Source organism: Candidatus Merdisoma sp. JLR.KK011 (assembly GCF_036941125.1).
Lineage (GTDB): Bacteria > Bacillota > Clostridia > Lachnospirales > Lachnospiraceae > Laedolimicola.
In genome coordinates this window covers 2,498,035-2,516,418 of record NZ_JAYWSZ010000003.1, presented here as the reverse complement: position 1 = coordinate 2,516,418, position 18,384 = coordinate 2,498,035, and the positions used below count along the sequence as shown (strand labels likewise).

Annotated in this window: 18 protein-coding genes and 1 pseudogene; 14 read left to right on the top strand and 5 right to left on the bottom strand. The window is 48.5% G+C overall.

The window, feature by feature from the left end; translation table 11 throughout:
* Positions 1-40 precede the first annotated feature (40 nt).
* The 14 genes from VV089_RS13335 to VV089_RS13270 all read left to right on the top strand — a co-directional run bounded on the left by VV089_RS13335 (position 41) and on the right by VV089_RS13270 (position 14,925).
* On the top strand, positions 41-847 hold the full coding sequence (locus VV089_RS13335) for a BtpA/SgcQ family protein (protein ID WP_334336180.1): 807 nt from the start codon (positions 41-43) through the stop codon (positions 845-847).
* Positions 848-857: 10 nt separating this feature from the next.
* Positions 858-1,739, top strand: a complete 882-nt coding sequence (locus VV089_RS13330) for a class II fructose-bisphosphate aldolase (RefSeq protein WP_334336179.1) — start codon at positions 858-860, stop codon at positions 1,737-1,739.
* A 9-nt stretch (positions 1,740-1,748) separates the two neighbouring features.
* On the top strand, positions 1,749-2,915 hold the full coding sequence (locus VV089_RS13325; RefSeq protein WP_334336178.1) for an iron-containing alcohol dehydrogenase: 1,167 nt from the start codon (positions 1,749-1,751) through the stop codon (positions 2,913-2,915).
* A gap of 15 nt (positions 2,916-2,930) precedes the next feature.
* The gene (locus VV089_RS13320; protein ID WP_334336177.1) at positions 2,931-3,977 is read left to right on the top strand and encodes a zinc-dependent alcohol dehydrogenase; all 1,047 of its coding nucleotides are present in this window, start codon (positions 2,931-2,933) and stop codon (positions 3,975-3,977) included.
* Between the two features lie 111 nt (positions 3,978-4,088).
* Positions 4,089-5,039: a sugar-binding transcriptional regulator gene (locus VV089_RS13315; protein ID WP_172541764.1), complete on the top strand. Its 951-nt coding sequence runs from the start codon at positions 4,089-4,091 to the stop codon at positions 5,037-5,039.
* 218 nt (positions 5,040-5,257) lie between these two features.
* Positions 5,258-7,072, top strand: coding sequence for a translation elongation factor 4 (gene lepA, locus VV089_RS13310; protein WP_172541765.1), 1,815 nt, complete (start codon positions 5,258-5,260; stop codon positions 7,070-7,072).
* A 52-nt stretch (positions 7,073-7,124) separates the two neighbouring features.
* On the top strand, positions 7,125-8,237 hold the full coding sequence (hemW, locus tag VV089_RS13305) for a radical SAM family heme chaperone HemW (protein WP_172541766.1): 1,113 nt from the start codon (positions 7,125-7,127) through the stop codon (positions 8,235-8,237).
* Between the two features lie 290 nt (positions 8,238-8,527).
* Complete coding sequence (locus VV089_RS13300) at positions 8,528-9,274, top strand: HAD family hydrolase (protein WP_172541778.1); 747 nt, start codon at positions 8,528-8,530, stop codon at positions 9,272-9,274.
* Positions 9,274-10,188: an AAA family ATPase gene (locus tag VV089_RS13295; RefSeq protein ID WP_172541784.1), complete on the top strand. Its 915-nt coding sequence runs from the start codon at positions 9,274-9,276 to the stop codon at positions 10,186-10,188. The genes VV089_RS13300 and VV089_RS13295 overlap by 1 nt, the downstream gene beginning before the upstream one ends.
* Before the next feature lie 75 nt (positions 10,189-10,263).
* Positions 10,264-12,033: a cobaltochelatase CobT-related protein gene (locus VV089_RS13290; protein ID WP_172541779.1), complete on the top strand. Its 1,770-nt coding sequence runs from the start codon at positions 10,264-10,266 to the stop codon at positions 12,031-12,033.
* A 56-nt stretch (positions 12,034-12,089) separates the two neighbouring features.
* Positions 12,090-12,317: a hypothetical protein gene (locus tag VV089_RS13285; protein WP_172541780.1), complete on the top strand. Its 228-nt coding sequence runs from the start codon at positions 12,090-12,092 to the stop codon at positions 12,315-12,317.
* Positions 12,318-12,575: 258 nt separating this feature from the next.
* Positions 12,576-12,803, top strand: a complete 228-nt coding sequence (locus VV089_RS13280; protein WP_172541781.1) for a hypothetical protein — start codon at positions 12,576-12,578, stop codon at positions 12,801-12,803.
* A gap of 9 nt (positions 12,804-12,812) precedes the next feature.
* Positions 12,813-13,361: a phosphatase PAP2 family protein gene (locus VV089_RS13275; protein ID WP_334336176.1), complete on the top strand. Its 549-nt coding sequence runs from the start codon at positions 12,813-12,815 to the stop codon at positions 13,359-13,361.
* A complete protein-coding gene (locus VV089_RS13270; protein ID WP_172541783.1) occupies positions 13,354-14,925 on the top strand; it encodes a flotillin family protein in 1,572 nt (523 codons plus the stop codon). The genes VV089_RS13275 and VV089_RS13270 overlap by 8 nt, the downstream gene beginning before the upstream one ends.
* A gap of 256 nt (positions 14,926-15,181) precedes the next feature.
* Here VV089_RS13270 and VV089_RS13265 read toward each other — a convergent pair.
* The 5 genes and pseudogenes from VV089_RS13265 to VV089_RS13245 all read right to left on the bottom strand — a co-directional run.
* Positions 15,182-15,394 (bottom strand): annotated as a pseudogene (locus VV089_RS13265) (DUF4368 domain-containing protein); the annotation flags it as partial.
* 344 nt (positions 15,395-15,738) lie between these two features.
* A complete protein-coding gene (locus tag VV089_RS13260; RefSeq protein WP_172541683.1) occupies positions 15,739-16,176 on the bottom strand; it encodes a hypothetical protein in 438 nt (145 codons plus the stop codon).
* Positions 16,177-16,342: 166 nt separating this feature from the next.
* Positions 16,343-16,975, bottom strand: coding sequence for an ABC-2 transporter permease (locus VV089_RS13255; RefSeq protein WP_334336175.1), 633 nt, complete (start codon positions 16,973-16,975; stop codon positions 16,343-16,345).
* Complete coding sequence (locus VV089_RS13250) at positions 16,972-17,829, bottom strand: ABC transporter ATP-binding protein (RefSeq protein ID WP_334336174.1); 858 nt, start codon at positions 17,827-17,829, stop codon at positions 16,972-16,974. Before VV089_RS13250 ends, VV089_RS13255 begins: the two co-directional genes overlap by 4 nt.
* Before the next feature lie 15 nt (positions 17,830-17,844).
* On the bottom strand, positions 17,845-18,216 hold the full coding sequence (locus VV089_RS13245) for a GntR family transcriptional regulator (RefSeq protein WP_120487389.1): 372 nt from the start codon (positions 18,214-18,216) through the stop codon (positions 17,845-17,847).
* Positions 18,217-18,384 lie beyond the last annotated feature (168 nt).

The window sequence follows — 18,384 nt, the reverse complement described above, 5'->3', positions numbered from 1 at the left end:
AAATATTGAAAGGGATATTACGGAACTAGGAGGAATTGGAATGAATTTAATGGAAAAGCATCGTTCTATTTTTAAAACAGATAAGCCGGTTATCGGCTGTGTTCACCTTACGGCATTACCGGGAACGCCCCACTATGATGCTTCTGTCAGCTTTAAAGAGCAGGTAGAACGGGCGAAACGGGAAATTAAGGCATTGCAGGAAGCGGGCTTTGACGCAATTGTATTTGCCAATGAAGGGGACAGACCTTATTTAAGCAAGGTGGGACCGGAAATCATAGCTTCCTACACACGGATTGTATCACAGACTCTGGACACAGTACAGATTCCTTATGGCTGCGGCGTTCTGGTAGATCCTTATGCGGCCATTGCCATTGCCAAAGCCATTGATGCCGGCTTTATCCGTGCTTATATCAGCGGAGTATATGCAGATATGTGCGGTCTGACAGAGTATCGCCCCGGAGAGCTTATGCGGTTCCGCAGAAATATTGGCGCAGAGAATGTGAATATTTATTGCTACTGTGATGCCCATGGAGGAACCTCTCTGGATACCAGAAGTCAGTCGGATATGGCGGATACAGCCTTCAGTGTACTGGACCCGGCAGGCGTACTGGTGCCCGGCCAGCATGCGGGACTGGCTCCGGATTTTTCAGAGGTAGAGCAGATAAAAAATCGTTTCCGGGATAAGCCGGTAATGATTGCAAGCGGCGTGACGCCGGATAATCTGAAAGAAGCCTTACGTATTTCGGATGGCATGGTGGTCGGAACCTTTGTAAAGAAGGATGGGATTCTCTGGAATGAAGTTGATCCGGAACGGGCAAAACGATTTATTGATATAGCGAAAGGATGATACATACATTATGCTGACTACATTGAACGAAATTCTGGGAAAAGCAAAACGTGAAGGCTATGGAGTGGCAGCGCCGGATGCCTACAGCAGCAGTTCTGTTATGGCGTGCTTTAAGGCAGCAGAGAATCTGAAAGCGCCGCTTATTGTGTCCTGTCTTGGGACAACAAATATGGAGGAAACAGGGGAGAACGTAAAATTCTATGCCCGAAAATATCCGGATGCAGTTGTAACTCTTCATCTGGATCACGGCGGCCCCTTTGAAGAAATTATGCGGGCTCTGCGCAGCGGATATACATCGGTTATGATTGACCGTTCAAAGCTTCCTTTTGAAGAAAATGTCCGGGAGGTCCGGGAGGTTGTGCGCATAGCTCATGCTATGGGTGTTTCCGTGGAGGCAGAGCTGGGACATGTGGGAACCGGTACGGAATATGACAAGACGCGTGACAGCGGCCTGACCCACAAAGAAGAGGCCCGGCGTTTTGTGGAAGAGACGGGCGTGGATGCGCTGGCAGTGGCAGTGGGAACATCCCATGGTGTTTATAAAGGAACGCCGAAACTGGAGTTTGAGCTTTTGAGGGAGATTGCTTCCCTTGTAACGGTGCCCCTGGTTCTGCACGGAGGTTCCGGAACCGGAGACGAGAATCTGAAGAAATGTATTGCCTGCGGAATTCAAAAGATCAATTTGTTTACAGATATGGCAAACCCGGCCGGGGAAGCAATGGCCTTGTATATGAGAGGAGAAAGCAGTGAAGAGCCGGATATATCAGCGGCACTGGAAATGTTCTCCGGCAAGAAAAAAAATTACTATGTTGCCCCTATGGTCGGAGCAGAGGTATATCAAAGAAAACTGGAGCATTATATCAGGCTGTTTGGATCGGCAGGCAGGGCGTAGGAGGGACAAATGAAAAATTACAAGTTTCAGAACGCTACAAAGATTCTCTTTGGACGCGGAATGGAACAGTGTGTGGGGGAGGAGATTCTCCCCTACGGTAAAAAGGTGCTGTTTCATCATTATGGAGATGATTTTATCCGGAATTCGGAGATCTATAAACGGGTTGTACATTCCCTTAAGGAGAGCGGACTGGAGATATTTGAACTGACCGGCGTGCAGCCCAATCCGGTATTGAGCAAGGTAAAAGAAGGCATTGAGCTGTGCAAAAGAGAAAAGATCGATTTTATCCTGGCTCTTGGAGGGGGCAGTGTAATTGATTCTTCGAAAGCGATTGGCCTTGGCGCAGTCTATGACGGGGATGTATGGGATCATTATACGAAAAAACATATTATTCAGGAATCTCTTCCGGTCGGCGTTGTGCTGACGATAGCGGCGACAGGAAGCGAGTCAAGCGCCGGCTCCGTGATTACCAATGAGGATGGCCATATTAAGCTTCTGGGCTCTAATGGCCACAGCCGTCCGGTATTTGCCATTATGAATCCTGAGGTTACATTTACTGTGCCGCGTTATCCCATGGCTGTGGGCGGTGTGGATATGATGAGTCATGTGATGGAGCGGTATTTTACAAACGAACCGAATGTAGAGCTGACAGATCGTTTATGCGAAGCTACGCTGCGCACAATCATCAACAACCTTCCCAGGACGCTGGAAAATCCTGCAGATTACAATGCCAGGTCTGAGATTGTCTGTGCAGGTAATCTGGCACATAACGGTGTTTTGGACTGCGGCCGCACTCCCGACTGGGCCTGCCATTTTATTTCTCATATTCTGGGCGGTTTTACGAATCTGGCCCATGGAGCAACACTTTCTATTCTGACGCCTCATTGGATGGAGTATGTATACCACGCCAATGTAGAAAAATTTGCTCAGTTTGCGGTACGTGTATGGGATATTGAGTATGATGAGAAGGCTCCGGAAAAGACGGCCCTTGGAGGAATAGAAGCCTTACGTACATTCTGGAAGGGACTGGGAGTTCCGCTGACATTGACAGAGGCCGGTGTAAATTGTGATCAATTGGAAAAAATTGCAGAACTGGTAGTGGAGGACGGACCGGTAGGCAATGTACGTAAGCTTTATAAAGAGGATGTTCTGAATATCCTTAAGGCTTGTGTATAGGGGAGGAATTGGATTATGAAAATAGAAAAAATGCGTTTTGGGGTATTGACAGAAAAAGGACATGCGGAAGTCCGGGAGCGGGCTCTGCCGCCCGTGGGCCCGGAGGATGTGCTGGTAAAGCAGGAGGCATGCAATATCTGTACTACAGATTATCAGCAATGGCTGGGACAGAGGGAAGGACGGGGCTATCCCATGGCAAGCGGCCATGAAAGCTCCGGAATTGTGGTTGAGACAGGCGAGGATGTAAAGGATTTAAAGCCGGGTGACAGAGTTGCCTTAGCCTATGTGACCTGTGGAATCTGCGACGGGTGCAAACGGGGGACCGGATGCAGCAACAATGAGATTGGACCCAAAAAGGTAAGCGGGGACGGCTACCGGGGAATGTTTGCCTATGCGGATTATGCGGTACGTCCGGCCCGGGCGCTGATTAAAATGAGAAAGGATCTGGAACCTGGTGAGGCGGCTTTTATGGAGCCTCTGGCTGCTGTTGTGAAAGGGCTTTCCAAGCTTCGGGTACAGCCCCTTGAAACCGTTGTGGTGGTAGGGGCAGGCACTATGGGATTGTTGAATGCCCAGGCAGCCCGGGCGCTTGGATGCCGTGTAATTGTGTCAGAGCTGATGGAGAATAAAATAAAGACAGCAAGGGAAATGGGGTTTGAGGTTATTGACGGCAATGTGACAGATCCGGTGGAAGAGGTGAAGCGTCTCACAGACGGAAAAGGAGCCGATGCAGTTATATTGGCGGTGGCGGCGACGGCGGTGAACAGGCAGGCCTTTGAACTGGTAAAAAAACTGGATGGCCGTATCCTGTATTTCGGGGCGGCTTATCCGGCACCGGAGCTGTCGATAGATTCCAATGTGATTCATTATCGCCGGCTGGAACTGATTGGTACATTTGGAGCGGATCTGGCTGATTTCTGTACTGCGGCAGATATGCTGAATCAGGGAGTTGTCCGTGTTTCGGCTCTGATTGAAAAGAACAGATATCCATTGGACCGGATTCAGGAGGCGTTTGCGGAGGCAGCGGTTCCAGGAAAATTCCGGGTGAGTGTATTGCTTTAAAAACAGGCTTTCAAAATAAGGAAGAGAATGGGAATTTGCTGAGGAGTACTTGCAAATTCCCGTTTTTCGTTTAAAATGTGTAGTAGTAAATATTTTCCGGGAGATAAAAAGATGAACATCAATCAGCTGACAGATGCACAAATTTCAGAATATACACGTGTTGCCTATTATTATTATAAGGAAGGGAGTACCCAGGAACAGATTGCAAAGCGGATGAATATGTCCCGCCAGAGAGTGAACAGGATCTTAAGCGCCTGTATAGAATACGGAATTGTTCAGATTACGATTAATGCCAACAGCAAGTCAAGACTGCTGGAGCTGGAGAGCGGACTAAAAGAAAAGTACGGCTTATTGGACATCCGTATTGTGGATAATGTAAATGAGACAGACATTTTTTTAGATCTTGGAAATGCGGCCGGAGAGTATCTGGCTACGATATTAAGGGACGGGGATGTGGTTGGATTTACCAGGGGAAGCACTCTGGCTGCCATGGCGGCACAGATGCCGGTAGTACACAGGAAGAATGTTACGGTGGTACAGATGATTGGCAGCAGAAATCAGGACCCCCAGAATACGGCGGCTGACGAGATTGTTCATAATATTTCAAACCGGCTGGGTGCGAAGGCAGTGATGCTGTTTGCGCCGATTATTGTAAGCGATGCGGGGCTGAAAGCCTCCCTGCAGAAGGAGCCTGCGTTTCAAGATACCTACCAAGTAATCCAATCCTGCAATATTGCCGTAGTCGGCATCGGCTCCCACGACAGCATTGATCCGCATTATGCATTTGTAGGGGTAGACATTCACAAAAACATTCGTTTAAAAGAAGGCCAGAGAGTGGCAGGGGAAGTGAGCACTCACATTTTCGATCAGAATGGAGCGCAGGTAGAGAACACCAGCAGAGAACGCATCATTGCAGTGGAATTGGAAGATTATATGAAAATCCCGGTCCGGATTGGAGTTGCGGGCCTGCCGGAAAAGTCCGAAGCAATCCGCGCCGCGATGCTTGGAAAGTACGTGAATGTTCTGGTGACAGACACGGCTACCGCAGAAAGCCTGCTTTGAAAAGAAATTTACATTTCTTCCTGTTTATGCTATACTACCCTCGATTGGCAAGGATATAGAAAGGACCCTGTCAGCCGGGGGCATTTTATATCGGAAAAGCGGCATTTGTCAAATGTCCATGCAGGCATGCTGCAAAGTCTTTGGCTTTCCTGTTCACTTTCGTGATCGGTAACGCTTTCCCGGCTGCCTGTTGGAATAAAAATACGGAGGAATATTTAATGGCATCCATGGACCAGAGTAAAATCAGAAATTTTTGCATTATCGCCCACATTGATCACGGCAAGTCCACCCTGGCGGACCGGATCATAGAGATGACGGGGCTTTTAACCAGCCGGGAAATGCAGGCCCAGGTGTTGGACAATATGGATTTGGAGCGGGAACGGGGCATCACCATCAAGGCTCAGACTGTGCGAACGGTATACAAGGCGGAAAACGGAGAGGAATATATTTTCAACCTGATTGACACGCCGGGACATGTGGACTTTAACTATGAGGTATCCAGAAGCCTGGCAGCCTGTGACGGGGCCATTCTGGTAGTAGATGCCGCCCAGGGCATTGAGGCCCAGACCCTGGCAAATGTGTATCTGGCCCTGGATCACGATCTGGACGTACTGCCAGTGATTAACAAAATCGATCTGCCCAGTGCGGAACCCCAGAGGGTCATTGACGAGATTGAAGATGTAATCGGCATCGAAGCCCAGGACGCCCCCCAGATTTCCGCCAAGACCGGGCAGAATGTGGAGAACGTGCTGGAGGCAATCGTCAATCGGATTCCTGCGCCTGCAGGAGATGCCGGGGCGCCCTTGAAGGCTCTTATATTTGATTCCGTGTACGATTCTTATAAGGGTGTCATTGTATTCTGCCGGATCAAGGAGGGAACCGTAAAAAGGGGAACGCCGATCCGCATGATGGCCACAGGGGCGGAGGCGGACGTAGTGGAGGTCGGCTACTTCGGCGCCGGACAGTTTATTCCCTGCGGGGAGCTGTCTGCCGGCATGGTCGGCTATCTCACTGCAAGCATTAAAAATGTAAAAGACACCCGTGTGGGCGATACTATAACCAGCCGGGAGAATCCCTGCGCAGAACCGCTGCCCGGCTATAAAAGGGTTCTTCCCATGGTATACTGCGGCATGTACCCGGCGGACGGAGCCAAGTATCCGGATCTTCGGGACGCCTTGGAAAAGCTGCAGCTCAATGACGCTTCCCTCCAGTTTGAACCGGAGACTTCCATTGCATTGGGCTTTGGATTCCGCTGCGGTTTCCTGGGCCTTTTGCATCTGGAAATCATCCAGGAGCGCCTGGAAAGGGAGTACGGGCTTGATCTGGTGACCACGGCGCCGGGTGTTATTTACAAAGTCCATCGGACGAACGGGGAAGTAATCGAATTGACCAATCCCTCCAACCTTCCGGATCCGGCGGAAATAGAGTATATGGAAGAGCCCATGGTAAGCGCGGAGATCATGGTGACTACAGAATTTATCGGCTCCATTATGGAGCTGTGCCAGGAACGCCGGGGCGTTTATCTTGGCATGGAATATATGGAGGAGACCCGGGCGCTTTTGAAATACGATCTTCCTTTGAATGAGATCATCTATGATTTCTTCGACGCGCTGAAATCCCGTTCCCGGGGCTATGCGTCCTTTGACTACGATATGAAGGGATATGTCCAGGCAGAGCTTGTGAAGCTTGATATTCTGATTAACAAGGAAGAGGTGGACGCTCTGTCCTTTATTGTTCACAGCAGCACAGCCTATGAACGGGGCCGCAAGATGTGCGAGAAGCTGAAAGAAGAGATTCCCCGTCATCTTTTTGAGATACCCATCCAGGCGGCGGTAGGCAGCAAGATCATTGCCCGGGAAACGGTAAAGGCTATGCGTAAAGACGTTTTGGCAAAGTGCTACGGCGGCGATATCACCAGAAAGAAAAAGCTCCTGGAAAAACAGAAGGAAGGCAAGAAGCGCATGCGCCAGATTGGAAACGTAGAGATTCCCCAGAAGGCGTTTATGAGCGTGCTGAAGCTGGATGATAAGTAGAGGTGCCGGAGGGGCGGATAGGGAGCAGGAAAACCGCATCGGCCCATCGGGTGTGCAAAAGGAGTTAGAGCTCTATATCCATATCCCTTTCTGCGTACAAAAATGCGCCTACTGCGACTTCCTGTCAGCGCCGGCGGACGAAGCAGTGCGGGCCAGGTATGTGGAAGCCCTAAAAGGGGAGATTCATAAGCGGAAGGCCTTTGGAAAGAATAAAAAAGTGACTTCTGTTTTCATAGGAGGCGGAACCCCGTCTATCTTGGCGGAAATGCAGACAGCACAGCTTCTTAAGGCAGTACACGACAGCTTTCCCATTGAAACAGATGCAGAAATTACCATCGAATGCAATCCGGGCACGCTGACAAAGGAGAAGCTGTCCTGTTACCGGCAATGGGGGGTAAACCGTCTGAGCATGGGGCTTCAGTCGGCAGACAATGGGGAACTGAAAATGCTCGGGCGGATTCACACCTGGGAGGAATTTCTGGAAAGCTTTTCCCTGACCCGTGAAATGGGCTTTGAGAATCTCAACGTAGATCTCATGTCCGCCCTTCCCGGACAGACCAGGGAGAGCTGGCAGAGCACCTTAAAAAAGGTTCTGGCCTTAAAACCGGAGCATCTCTCGGCCTACAGCTTAATCATAGAAGAAGGAACGCCGTTCTATAAGCGCTTCGGCCCTGGGGCCTGGGAAGAATGCCTGCTGCCGGATGAGGATGCGGAGCGGCAGATGTATTATGACACCAGGGATATGCTGAAGGCAGAAGGCTATGAGCGGTATGAGATCTCCAACTATGCCCGGCCGGGCTTTGCCTGCCGTCACAATCTCGGCTACTGGGAGAGGAAGGAATACTTAGGCCTGGGCCTTGGGGCATCCTCTCTGACAGAAGGCGTGCGCTGCCGGAATCACAGGAAGCTTTCTGCGTATCTGGCCGGTGATTATTCCCATGAGGAGGAGCAGCGGCTTACCCGAAAAGAAGAGCTGGAGGAGACGATGTTTCTGGGGCTTCGAAAGGCAGAGGGAGTGCTGCTCACAAAGGAGATTTCGGAAGCTTATCAAGAGGTATTCCCAAGACTTGAGCAGCAGGGCCTCCTGATACGGGAAAACGGCAGGGCGCGGCTGACGGATCTTGGGATAGACGTGAGTAACTATGCATTGGCGGAGTTTTTATAGATCCGTAAGTCCGGCTTAGTGCGATTGCGCAGCGACTTTTAACTGGACGGTAAAGCTGCAAAGGCGCACGAGAGGAACTTTTATGAGTGCTTTTTCGAATAAAAGTTTCTCTCATAACCGGTGTGCCGAAGCAGCTTTGCCCTTTAGTGCCGTCGCGCAGCGACTTTAAAACAGTAATATCCCTCACAGTGCACAAATTCATTTCCAGACACATAGGTTTGGGGTTGGAAATGGATTTCGGACCAGTGTACTGGGAGGGATATTACGGAACTGGAATAGGAGGATGACATATGATAAAGGAAGTAATTTTCGACATTGACAATACCCTTTACAGCTATGACAAAGGCCACGGCGAGGGGCTGAAAGCTCTCTGCAGTTATGCCAGGGAGCAGCTTGGGGTGGATTCGGAAGAATTTCTGGAAATGGTAAAGAGAACGAACCAGGAGATAACAGACCGCCTCGGAAAGGACAATGCATCCATCCACAGCCGGAGTATCCGTTTCCAGAATCTTCTGGAAAAATGGGAAAAGCCTCTGTTCCCCCATGTACAGGCTATGTACCATGTCTATTGGGACACCCTTCTCAAGGTGAGCGGGCCGGAACCGGGAGCCATTGCCTGCATGGAGGAATTGAAGTCCATGGGCATCCGCATCGGAATCGGGACGGATATGACGGCCATGATGCAGTATGAAAAGCTGTCAGCCTTTGGCTTCGCCCCCTACATCAGCCATATTGTGACAAGCCAGGAGGCCGGAGTGGAAAAGCCCCATCCTGTATTTATGGAGCTGTGCATCAAAAAAGCGGAGGCCCGGCCGGAGGAATGTGTCTTTGTGGGAGATAATTTTAAAAAGGATGCCCAGGGGGCCTCTGCCTGCGGAATGCATGGCGTGTGGTACAACCCCAAGGGAAAAGAGCTTCCCGGAGAAATAAAGCAGTCAGACGGAAAATACAAGGAAATACGCCATTTTGACGAACTGGCGCCCTATGTCCGGACGCTGCAGCACAGATCACATATCAATCAGAGGAATGAAGCATGATGAAGGAATTACAATTTTTAGAGGAGCAGCAGGTATCGCCCAGCCTTATCCGGGAGGTAGAAATATTCCGGGAGTCGTATGAGGTTTCAAAGGAAGTAAAGAACCGGATTGTAAAACCGCCGATTCCCTTTTACGGAAAAGAGATATTGGAGATGGCCATAGCCGCGCTCCTTCAGGGAGAAAATCTCCTGCTGAGCGGCTCCAAGGCTACAGGGAAAAACATTCTGGCAGAAAACCTGGCCTGGATTTTCTGCCGTCCCTCCTACAACATTTCCTTTAATGTGAATACGGACAGCAGTTCCCTTATCGGAACGGACACCTTTGCGGACAATGAGGTGCGCCTGCGAAAAGGGCCCGTATATCAATGTGCCGTAAACGGCGGCTTTGGAATCTTTGACGAGATCAACATGGCCAAAAACGACGCAGTTTCCGTGCTTCACGCCACCCTGGACTACCGCCGCATTATAGATGTGCCGGGTTATGACAAGATAGAGCTCCACCCGGCTGTCCGGTTTATTGGAACCATGAATTACGGCTATGCCGGGACAAAGGAGCTGAACGAGGCCCTGGTTTCCCGTTTTCTTGTAATTGACATGCCTCCTCTCGAAGAGGAAACCTTGATGATGATTTTAAAGGAAAATTTTCCCGACGCAAAGGAGGAGGGTTTGAAGCATTTTGCCGGCCTCTTTCTGGATCTGCAGCTTAAGGCGCAAAACAGTGAGATTTCCACGAAGCCCATGGATCTGAGGGGAATGATCGGGGCTTTAAAGACCATCCGGGCAGGCATTTCCCCTCGAAAGGCTGTTACCATGGGAATTACCAATAAAAGCTTTGATATTTTTGAAAAAGAGATTATCGGGGATATTGTGATGACACGGATACCGGAGGATTGGACAGGGGAGGAAGTGTTCTAGCGGTCTGTACGGGGAATCAATCCCTTTCCGGTACGGGTTACCAGGCAGGAGTGAGCAGCAGGTTAGGAGGAATTCATGGAAGAAGAGGCATTTGAGATTGGACAGTTTGAAATTGAAAACCGGCTTCGGAACCTTTGCTGGACGGTCAGCGGAGATTACGGCCTTAACTTGAAGCTGGATACCATATCTTACTCAAAATCCGTTTATGTATCTCTCTACGATGCCGTTAAGCAGGGAGCGTTTTCCAAATATTTTGACCGGGACGCCTTCGGACTTTATCTGGTAAAAAAGCTGTACTGCGGCGCGGAGGAACAGCCCTTGACCAGCCTGGCGCAGCTCTGTGTGGACAGCGCCGTTTACAAAAAAATCAGTAAGGAACGGCCGGGCATCCTGGAGATTCGGAAAAAGGCCTTTGAGGAGCTGATGGAATATGACTTTACCAGGCTTGCTGCGTCCTTCATCGGGCAGATCCGGCTTTCCCTTATGCAGGAGGCGGTTTTGGGGCCGAGAACCATGCAGAGCCGTATCCGGAAGGCGGTAGATATGCTGGAAAAGCTTTGGGATACCAGGGATACCATGGCGGTGATCCGGACTGTGGACGCCCTCTACAACTGGCTGGAGGATCCGCATTTTGAGGAGCGCCGCGGCTCCCTGGAGGCGGTTCTTTCTGTGACGATGGAGGAGCTGAGGGAGTTTCGGTGGAAGGATTTTCTGGAGGAAGAGGCATACGAGGAGGATTTTGACCGTTATCTGTCCCAGGTGACCAATGCGGCAGCCCAGTTCCAGGATCAGGAGGCCCAGGCGGAGGAGAAAAAGCGGCTTCGTACCAAACGGGTGCTGGTTGACCAGGAAGCGGCGGATAAAATGTATTCCTATATTGAGCTGAATTACGGCCGCTCTTATCTGTCAAAAACAGAGCAGGAACGGGTGAACCGCAGCCTCTGCCGGGGAGCCCACGCGGACTGCAGCCTTTATTTTACGGAAGGCATTCTCTCAGGCATGGTGAAGAAAAATTACCAGTCGGAGTATGCAAGACGGGCCAGGTCAGAGAATCTGAAGGCTTACGGCCACTGTATGCGCGTATCCAGGAGAAACATTGAGCAGCTCTCCGACACCCTGCGCCGGGCGCTTACGGCGCGCAGCGAACGGGAGATTCTGCGATCGGAGTTTGGAAGGATTGTGCCTGCAAAGCTGTGGAAGATAGGGCGGAGCAGGGACAAAAAGCTCTTTGAGCGTGAGCTTCGCAAAGACAGCTCCGACTTTGCGGTGCATGTGCTGATTGACGCCAGCGGTTCCCAGAAGCGGCGGCAGAGCCTGGTGGCGCTGCAGGGGTACATTATCAGCGAGGCCTTGAGCATGGCAGAGATTCCCCACCAGGTTATGGGTTTTTGCACCTTTTGGGATTACACGGTAATGCAGCGGTACCGGGATTACGATGACCCAAGGGAGGCCAATCAGCGGATTTTTGAGTTTTATGCTTCCTCCAACAACCGGGACGGCCTGGCAGTCCGGGCGGCAGCCGACAGTCTGATGGGAAGACCGGAGGAGCACAAGGTGTTAATCGTCTTAAGCGACGGGCGGCCCAACGACATTATTGTAAACCGGCCCGGCAGCCGGAACCCCATGCCTTACTCCGGCGATTATGCGGTGAGGGACACGGCTTTGGAGGTACGGAAGATTCGGGCTGCCGGAATCTCCGTCCTTGGCGTATTCGCAGGGGAGGAGCAGGACTTGCAGGCGGAACGGCGGATCTTCGGACGGGATTTCGCCTATATCCGGGATATTATGAATTTTTCCGCCGTGGTAGGGCGCTACCTGCGGCGGCAGCTGGATGATGTGGATTAAAAAACAGCATTACGGAACTGGAAAAACAGCATTATGGAACTGGAATAGGAGTCAATATGAAAGAATATGAAGTAGTACACGAAATTTTCAATCAATGCTCCGGCAATCAGATGCGGGACGTATTTATCGAGGAGACAGAGATTGCGGATCTGGAAGCCTACGTAACCAGCCGCCACCAGGACAAGGACTTCACCTTTGAGCGGGAGGACTTAGCGGACGGAACCGTCATTTACCATGTGAACACCTCCGGCATCCTGCAGCGCTATACCTTTACGGAGCTGTAAAAAGGCGGTCTGTCACAAAAAGACGCATCTTTTATGAAGGCTAAAACTGCTTTTGGCGAGAGCAAAAACAGGCAAAATTGTCCGGGATACAGATTTTGACAAATAACGAGAATATTTTTTCGGAATTATCAGAAAAAACCTTGCCGTCGTCTTTTCATAGGTGTAAAATAGAACCATGAAACCTTGAACTCTGCCGCAGCCTGATTGCAAAAGGGGCCCGGCAGGATATTTTCAGATGATACCAGGGAGGTAATGGGTATGAAGGCTTATGAGATGACCATCGAGAACTTAAACAAGTGTCCGGGAAATCAGATGCGCGATACGGAGATTCGCGAGATTGAGACTGCGGATCTGGATGCTTATGTACAGGGCTTACATAAGGACAAGAAAGTAAATATTGACAAAGAAACCATGAATGACGGCTCCGTTGTATATCACCTGGATCTGTCCGGCACATTGGTTCGCTACACCTTTACGGAGATCTAGGAGCAGTAGATGGGTTGGGAAGAACGTTTTCTATTGTTTTTACAAGAGAGTGTCCGTAATCCGCTTTTGGATAAGGTGATGCAGTTCGTCACAGCTTTGGGCGATGCAGGCTTTTTGGCTATCTTAGTCTGCATTGTCCTTTTGTGTATCAAAAAATACCGGAGAACCGGAGCGGCGGCAGCCCTGTCATTGAGCCTTGATTTTCTGGTGGTGAACCTGATTCTGAAAAATCTGGTTGCCAGGATCCGGCCATATGATATTCTGGAGGAGCTGATTTTGATTACAAAACGGCCCTCGGATCTGTCTTTTCCCTCAGGCCATGCAGGAGCCTGCTTTGCGGTGGCAAGCGTCATGTTTTTATGCCTTCCAAGGCGGTTTGGGATTGGAGCGCTGGTAACGGCAGGACTGATTTCCTTTTCCAGGCTGTATGTAGGCGCTCATTATCCTACCGATGTGCTGGGAGGGATGCTGATAGGCTGCATTACCGGATGGGCGGCCTGCCGGCTGCTCCAGGGAGGCAAACAAGTTCAGAAAAATACGGAGGAAAGCGATGTTTGATCTTACACAGAATATTTTGACATACTTAATTCCTGTTGTTTTAATCATTCTTTTGATTATGATTCTAGCCGTCGGATACGTAAAAGCTCCGCCGGACAGGGCATTTATCATCTCCGGCCTTAAGAAGGAGCCTAAGATACTCATTGGCCGGGCCGGGATCCGCGTGCCTTTTCTGGAGCGTCTGGATAAACTGTATCTGGGACAGATGACGGTGGACATCAAGACGGAGCAGTCGGTGCCGACGACTGATTTTATCAATGTAAATGTAGACGCAGTGGCTAAGGTGAGGATTGATCCAACCACAGAGGGCATCCGTCTGGCAGCGAAAAACTTTCTGAATAAAAATTCCGAGCAGATTACCCGGGATCTGCAGGATTCCCTTCAAGGCAATATGCGTGAAATTATCGGAACGCTGACCCTGAAGTCCATCAACACCGACCGGGATTCCTTCTCTGACCAGGTAATGGAGAAGGCGTCTAAGGATATGAAGAAGCTTGGAATTGAGGTGGTGTCCTGCAACATTCAGAATGTGACGGATGAGAACGGACTTATCAAGGATCTGGGCGCCGATAATACAGCAAAGATCAAGAAGGATGCTTCCATTGCCAGAGCACAGGCAGAGAGAGACGTAGCCATTGCCCAGGCGGAGGCGAATAAGGCCTCCAACGACGCCAGAGTGTTGGCCGAGACAGAGATAGCGGAGAAAAATAACGAGCTTGCCATCAAGAAGGCGGAGCTGCAGCAGGTATCCGACACCAAGCAGGCTATGGCAGACGCAGCCTACAAGATCCAGGAGCAGGAACAGGAAAAGGTGATTCAGACAGCTACGGTGAATGCTCAGATTGCAAAGGCCGAGCGCGAGGCGGAGCTTCGGAAGCAGGAGGTTCTTGTAAAGCAGCAGGCTTTGGAGGCGGAGATTAATAAAAAGGCGGATGCAGATCGTTATGCCGTAGAGCAGGCGGCAGCGGCGGCGCTGGCCAAGCGCCAGAGAGACGCAGAAGCTAAGAAATACGAGGCGGAGCAGGACGCTATGGCCCAGAAGTATGAAGCCGAGCAGGATGCCCTGGCGAAAAAGGCCCAGGCGGAGGCAAAGAAGTATGAAGCCGAGCAGGATGCCTTGGCAAAGAAGGCTCAGGCAGAGGCGAATAAGTACTCCATGGAGCAGGAGGCAGCTGGTATCCAGGCCAGAGGTTCGGCGGAGGCGGAAGCCATCCGCGCGAAGGGTATGGCAGAGGCAGAAGCCATGGAGAAGAAGGCCGAGGCTTATCAGAAGTACAACAAAGCGGCTATGGCGGAAATGCTCATCGGCGTGCTTCCGGATATTGCCGGAAAGATTGCCGAGCCTCTGGCCCAGATTGACAAGATCACCATTATCGGAGGCGGAGAGGACAAGGGCGTAGGCGATGTGGCCGGAAACGTGCCGGCTGTTATGACGAAGCTCTTCGAGACAATGAAGGAGACCGTAGGCATCGACCTGTCCGAGATTATTAAGGCGGAGACTTATGACGCCAAGGTGACGCGGAATATCAATGTTTCTGGGCTGCCGGAGAATGGCGGTGAGTAAATGTTTTGCATCGTATGGATTTGGATTCTGGACTATCAAGTATTGGCACAGATATATCAGCGGCTCTCATTTCCTTATTTTATACAGTATTTATAAATGCCGTATTGGCGCCGCTGTGAAATATTTATGTATGGCAGGACTGTGACTGTAATAGGTTACAGCCCTGCCTTTTTTTGCTCATGTGAGATAAAGAAGTAAAAGAAGTGTAAAAAATTTTGCCGTTCCCTGTCCGGCTGACTGCCAGACAGGTCGGGCTTTAGTCGGGCAATTCTACCTTGCCGACAAAAGAGTAATAGATTTCGATTTCCTGTCTGCGGAGCTTCCCCCGGCGTTTCCCGTCAAGGGATTCCGATTCGTGGATTACGATTTTCTCCACAAACTCCCGCAACAGGGTAGGGGTGAGTTCCTCAAAGCTGGTGTACTTGCGGACTACTTTCATAAACTTTTCAGCGTTTGCCGTGGCTTCCAGCGTTTCCTGGCGTTTTCTCTGGCAGTCACATTCTTGCTCTTAAAAAGTGGCGGCTTCCTCTGTGCTGACTTTCGTCAATACCTTTAGTGCCGCAAGCGGGGATTTTGTCAAAGCTGCGGCGGTATTTCTCCCCTACTACCTACAACACCACGCAAAGCAAAAATGACGGAGATTTGCGGAAATTTCTTTCTATCCCCTTTGCACGGCATAATACTGGCAATTTTTCAAAATGCCAAAAATGGACGCAAAAAAACAGGAAACCTTTTCTTGATTTCCTGTCTTGTTATACCATTTTATGTAATGGCGGTTATTCAGTTTTTGACTGCAATTCCATAAGTGGGAATTTATCGCTCTGACATATATTTCTGTATTTCATCAAACGTTAATTTTCTTACCTGTGTATTTGGGTATTCTTTGTATTCATCAACAATGAAAATAGGCTTCATTGTTTCACAAGTTTTTCCGTTATTGTTTTTTAGATATAATTGCATAGCCTCGCTGTCCGCAAAGATTTTGTATGAAAGTCTGTCATTTTCACTTTTTATCTCATAAATGCCACATGGCTTTTTCATACTGTAATCAGCAGTACGCAAATACATTTTTGCAATTTCTAACGACTTAAAAGGGAAATTCCACCGTTGCAATCCACGCTTGGGGTCATGTTCAATACAAATACACCGCCCACAAGTTCCACAAATGTATTGTGTGTGATTTGCTAAACAATCCAATGGCTTTAATAATGGTGTTATTCTGTTTTTATCAATATAACATTCCATGCACATTTCAATTCCACTTCCTTTGCAACTTTTACTTTTCCATTGCTTTATTATATATCCTTTTATCGAAAAACAAAAGGACTTCTTAGACTTTCATAGGGCAAAAGGTTCGGATTCCCCATGTGAAAACACCCCCCTTTCTCCCACACGGGGCGGCGCATGGTTTCAGCTTTTATTTTTTTCTGTTATAACCTATCATGCTTACTACCATTGAAACTATAAAGAGGACAATTACTGCAATCCCTGCCACAACAGCATAAGAGAGTATGGAACTTGTCATAGCAGAAAATCCAGCCCCGTCTTCAAAATACTTAACAAAATAGAACATGGGAATTACTGCAATAAGCCCCATTGTCTGCGCAGAACGGAAACCAAACCAATAGGTTAATGGCAGACAGATTCCAGTCCATAATAACGGAACAATCAGAGATACAGCAGCAGACACTCCCCAAACAGTAACATTGAAACTCTGAAAAGCAATGCTGGGTAAAAGATTAAATATAATGCTTCCCACAATGCTGACTGCCAATGTGCAGATAACGGAAATATATTTGCTTGTTACTACTGAAACCGCATTTACAGGCATTGCTAACTGATATTTTTTCCAACTTGCCTTTTCATCGCTTGCAAAACTCATTACATTCTGCATACCTATTGTCATGGCAAGCATTACAGATGCGAACAGCCCCGCATAAACTCCGGTATTGACCATGAGCAATATAATTGCGCCAACTGCTATCAGAATCAGCTTTTTGTCAATACTCTTAAAGAAGATTATAATATCTTTGTAAACCAAACCTTTCATACTGCACCTCCTTTGATGTAAAAAAGCATAATATCTTCCAGTGTTGCATTATCAACCACAATATCTTTGTATTTGCGCTTTATTGCTTCTTTGTCACGGACAAGGCACTCCACACTGACATTTGTAATCCTGTGGATAATATAATCATTCGGGGAAATGGAAGCAAACTTTTCCCTCCCACACTTCACTATCCCAAAATGATAAACAAGGTCGTCTTTTTGTTCCTCAAAAATAATTTTGCCTTGATGAATCAAGATTACATAATCCGCAATCTTTTGTATGTCCGACGTGATGTGAGAGGAAAAGAAAATAGAACATTCCTCGTCTTGTATAAATTCTAAAAATAAATCTAACATTTCATCACGCACAACCGGGTCAAGTCCCGTAGTCGCTTCATCTAAAATCAACAACTTCGGTTTATGTGCCATAGCGCAGATAATGGATAGCTTCATTTTCATGCCCTTTGAAAAAGAGCCTATTTGTTTTCTTTCGGGGATTTTAAATTTTTTTAGGTACTGTCTGTAAAGGCTGCTATCCCATGACTTATATACGCCGGACAGTATTTTTTCAATGTCTGACACATTAAATACATCATGGAAATTGCACTCGTCAAAGACAACGCCTATATCTTCCTTGACAGAAGAACTTGTATGTTCCCTGCCAAAAATCTGTATTTGCCCATTATCCTTTTTTAATTCATCAAGTATTAGGTTAATGGTCGTACTCTTGCCTGCCCCGTTTTCGCCAATAAAGCCGACAATCCTGCCTTTCGGAACTTGAAATGAAATATGGTCTAACAAAAATTCGTCAAACTGTTTGCATAAATCCCGTACTAAAATGTTGTTTTTTTCCATGTCCTCGCCTCCTGTTTATTCTTCGTAAAACAACTTTAAAATATTTGTCATTTGTTCATAGCTGATTCCATGTGCTCTGCCGATTTCCGCAACCTTTTGTAACAATTCCTCTGCTACACGCAACTGTTCTTCTTGGATAAACTCCTTGTTTTGGGCTGCAACAAAACTCCCTTTTCCAGATACAGTTTCTATGAATCCGTCACGGGTCAAATCTTCATAAGCCCTTTGAACAGTAATAACGCTGATATGCAAGTCTTTTGCTAATACCCTCATGGACGGTAACGCTTCACCAGCAGATAAAGTTCCGTTCATAATCAGATTTTTGACCTGCATACATATTTGCTCATAAATAGGCTTATCACTGCTGTTGCTTATGATTATTTCCATTTATTCACTCCTCTCTATGCGTATCGCCTGTAATGTGTGTACTTATTCGATAAGTACAGTATATGCGCTTTTGATGTCAGTGTCAATACCATTTTTATGAAAAGGTGGAGAGTGAGTGAGATTCCGCAGTAGTTCTGTTTTGCCTAGTGTACCGAGCGGCATTCCTGT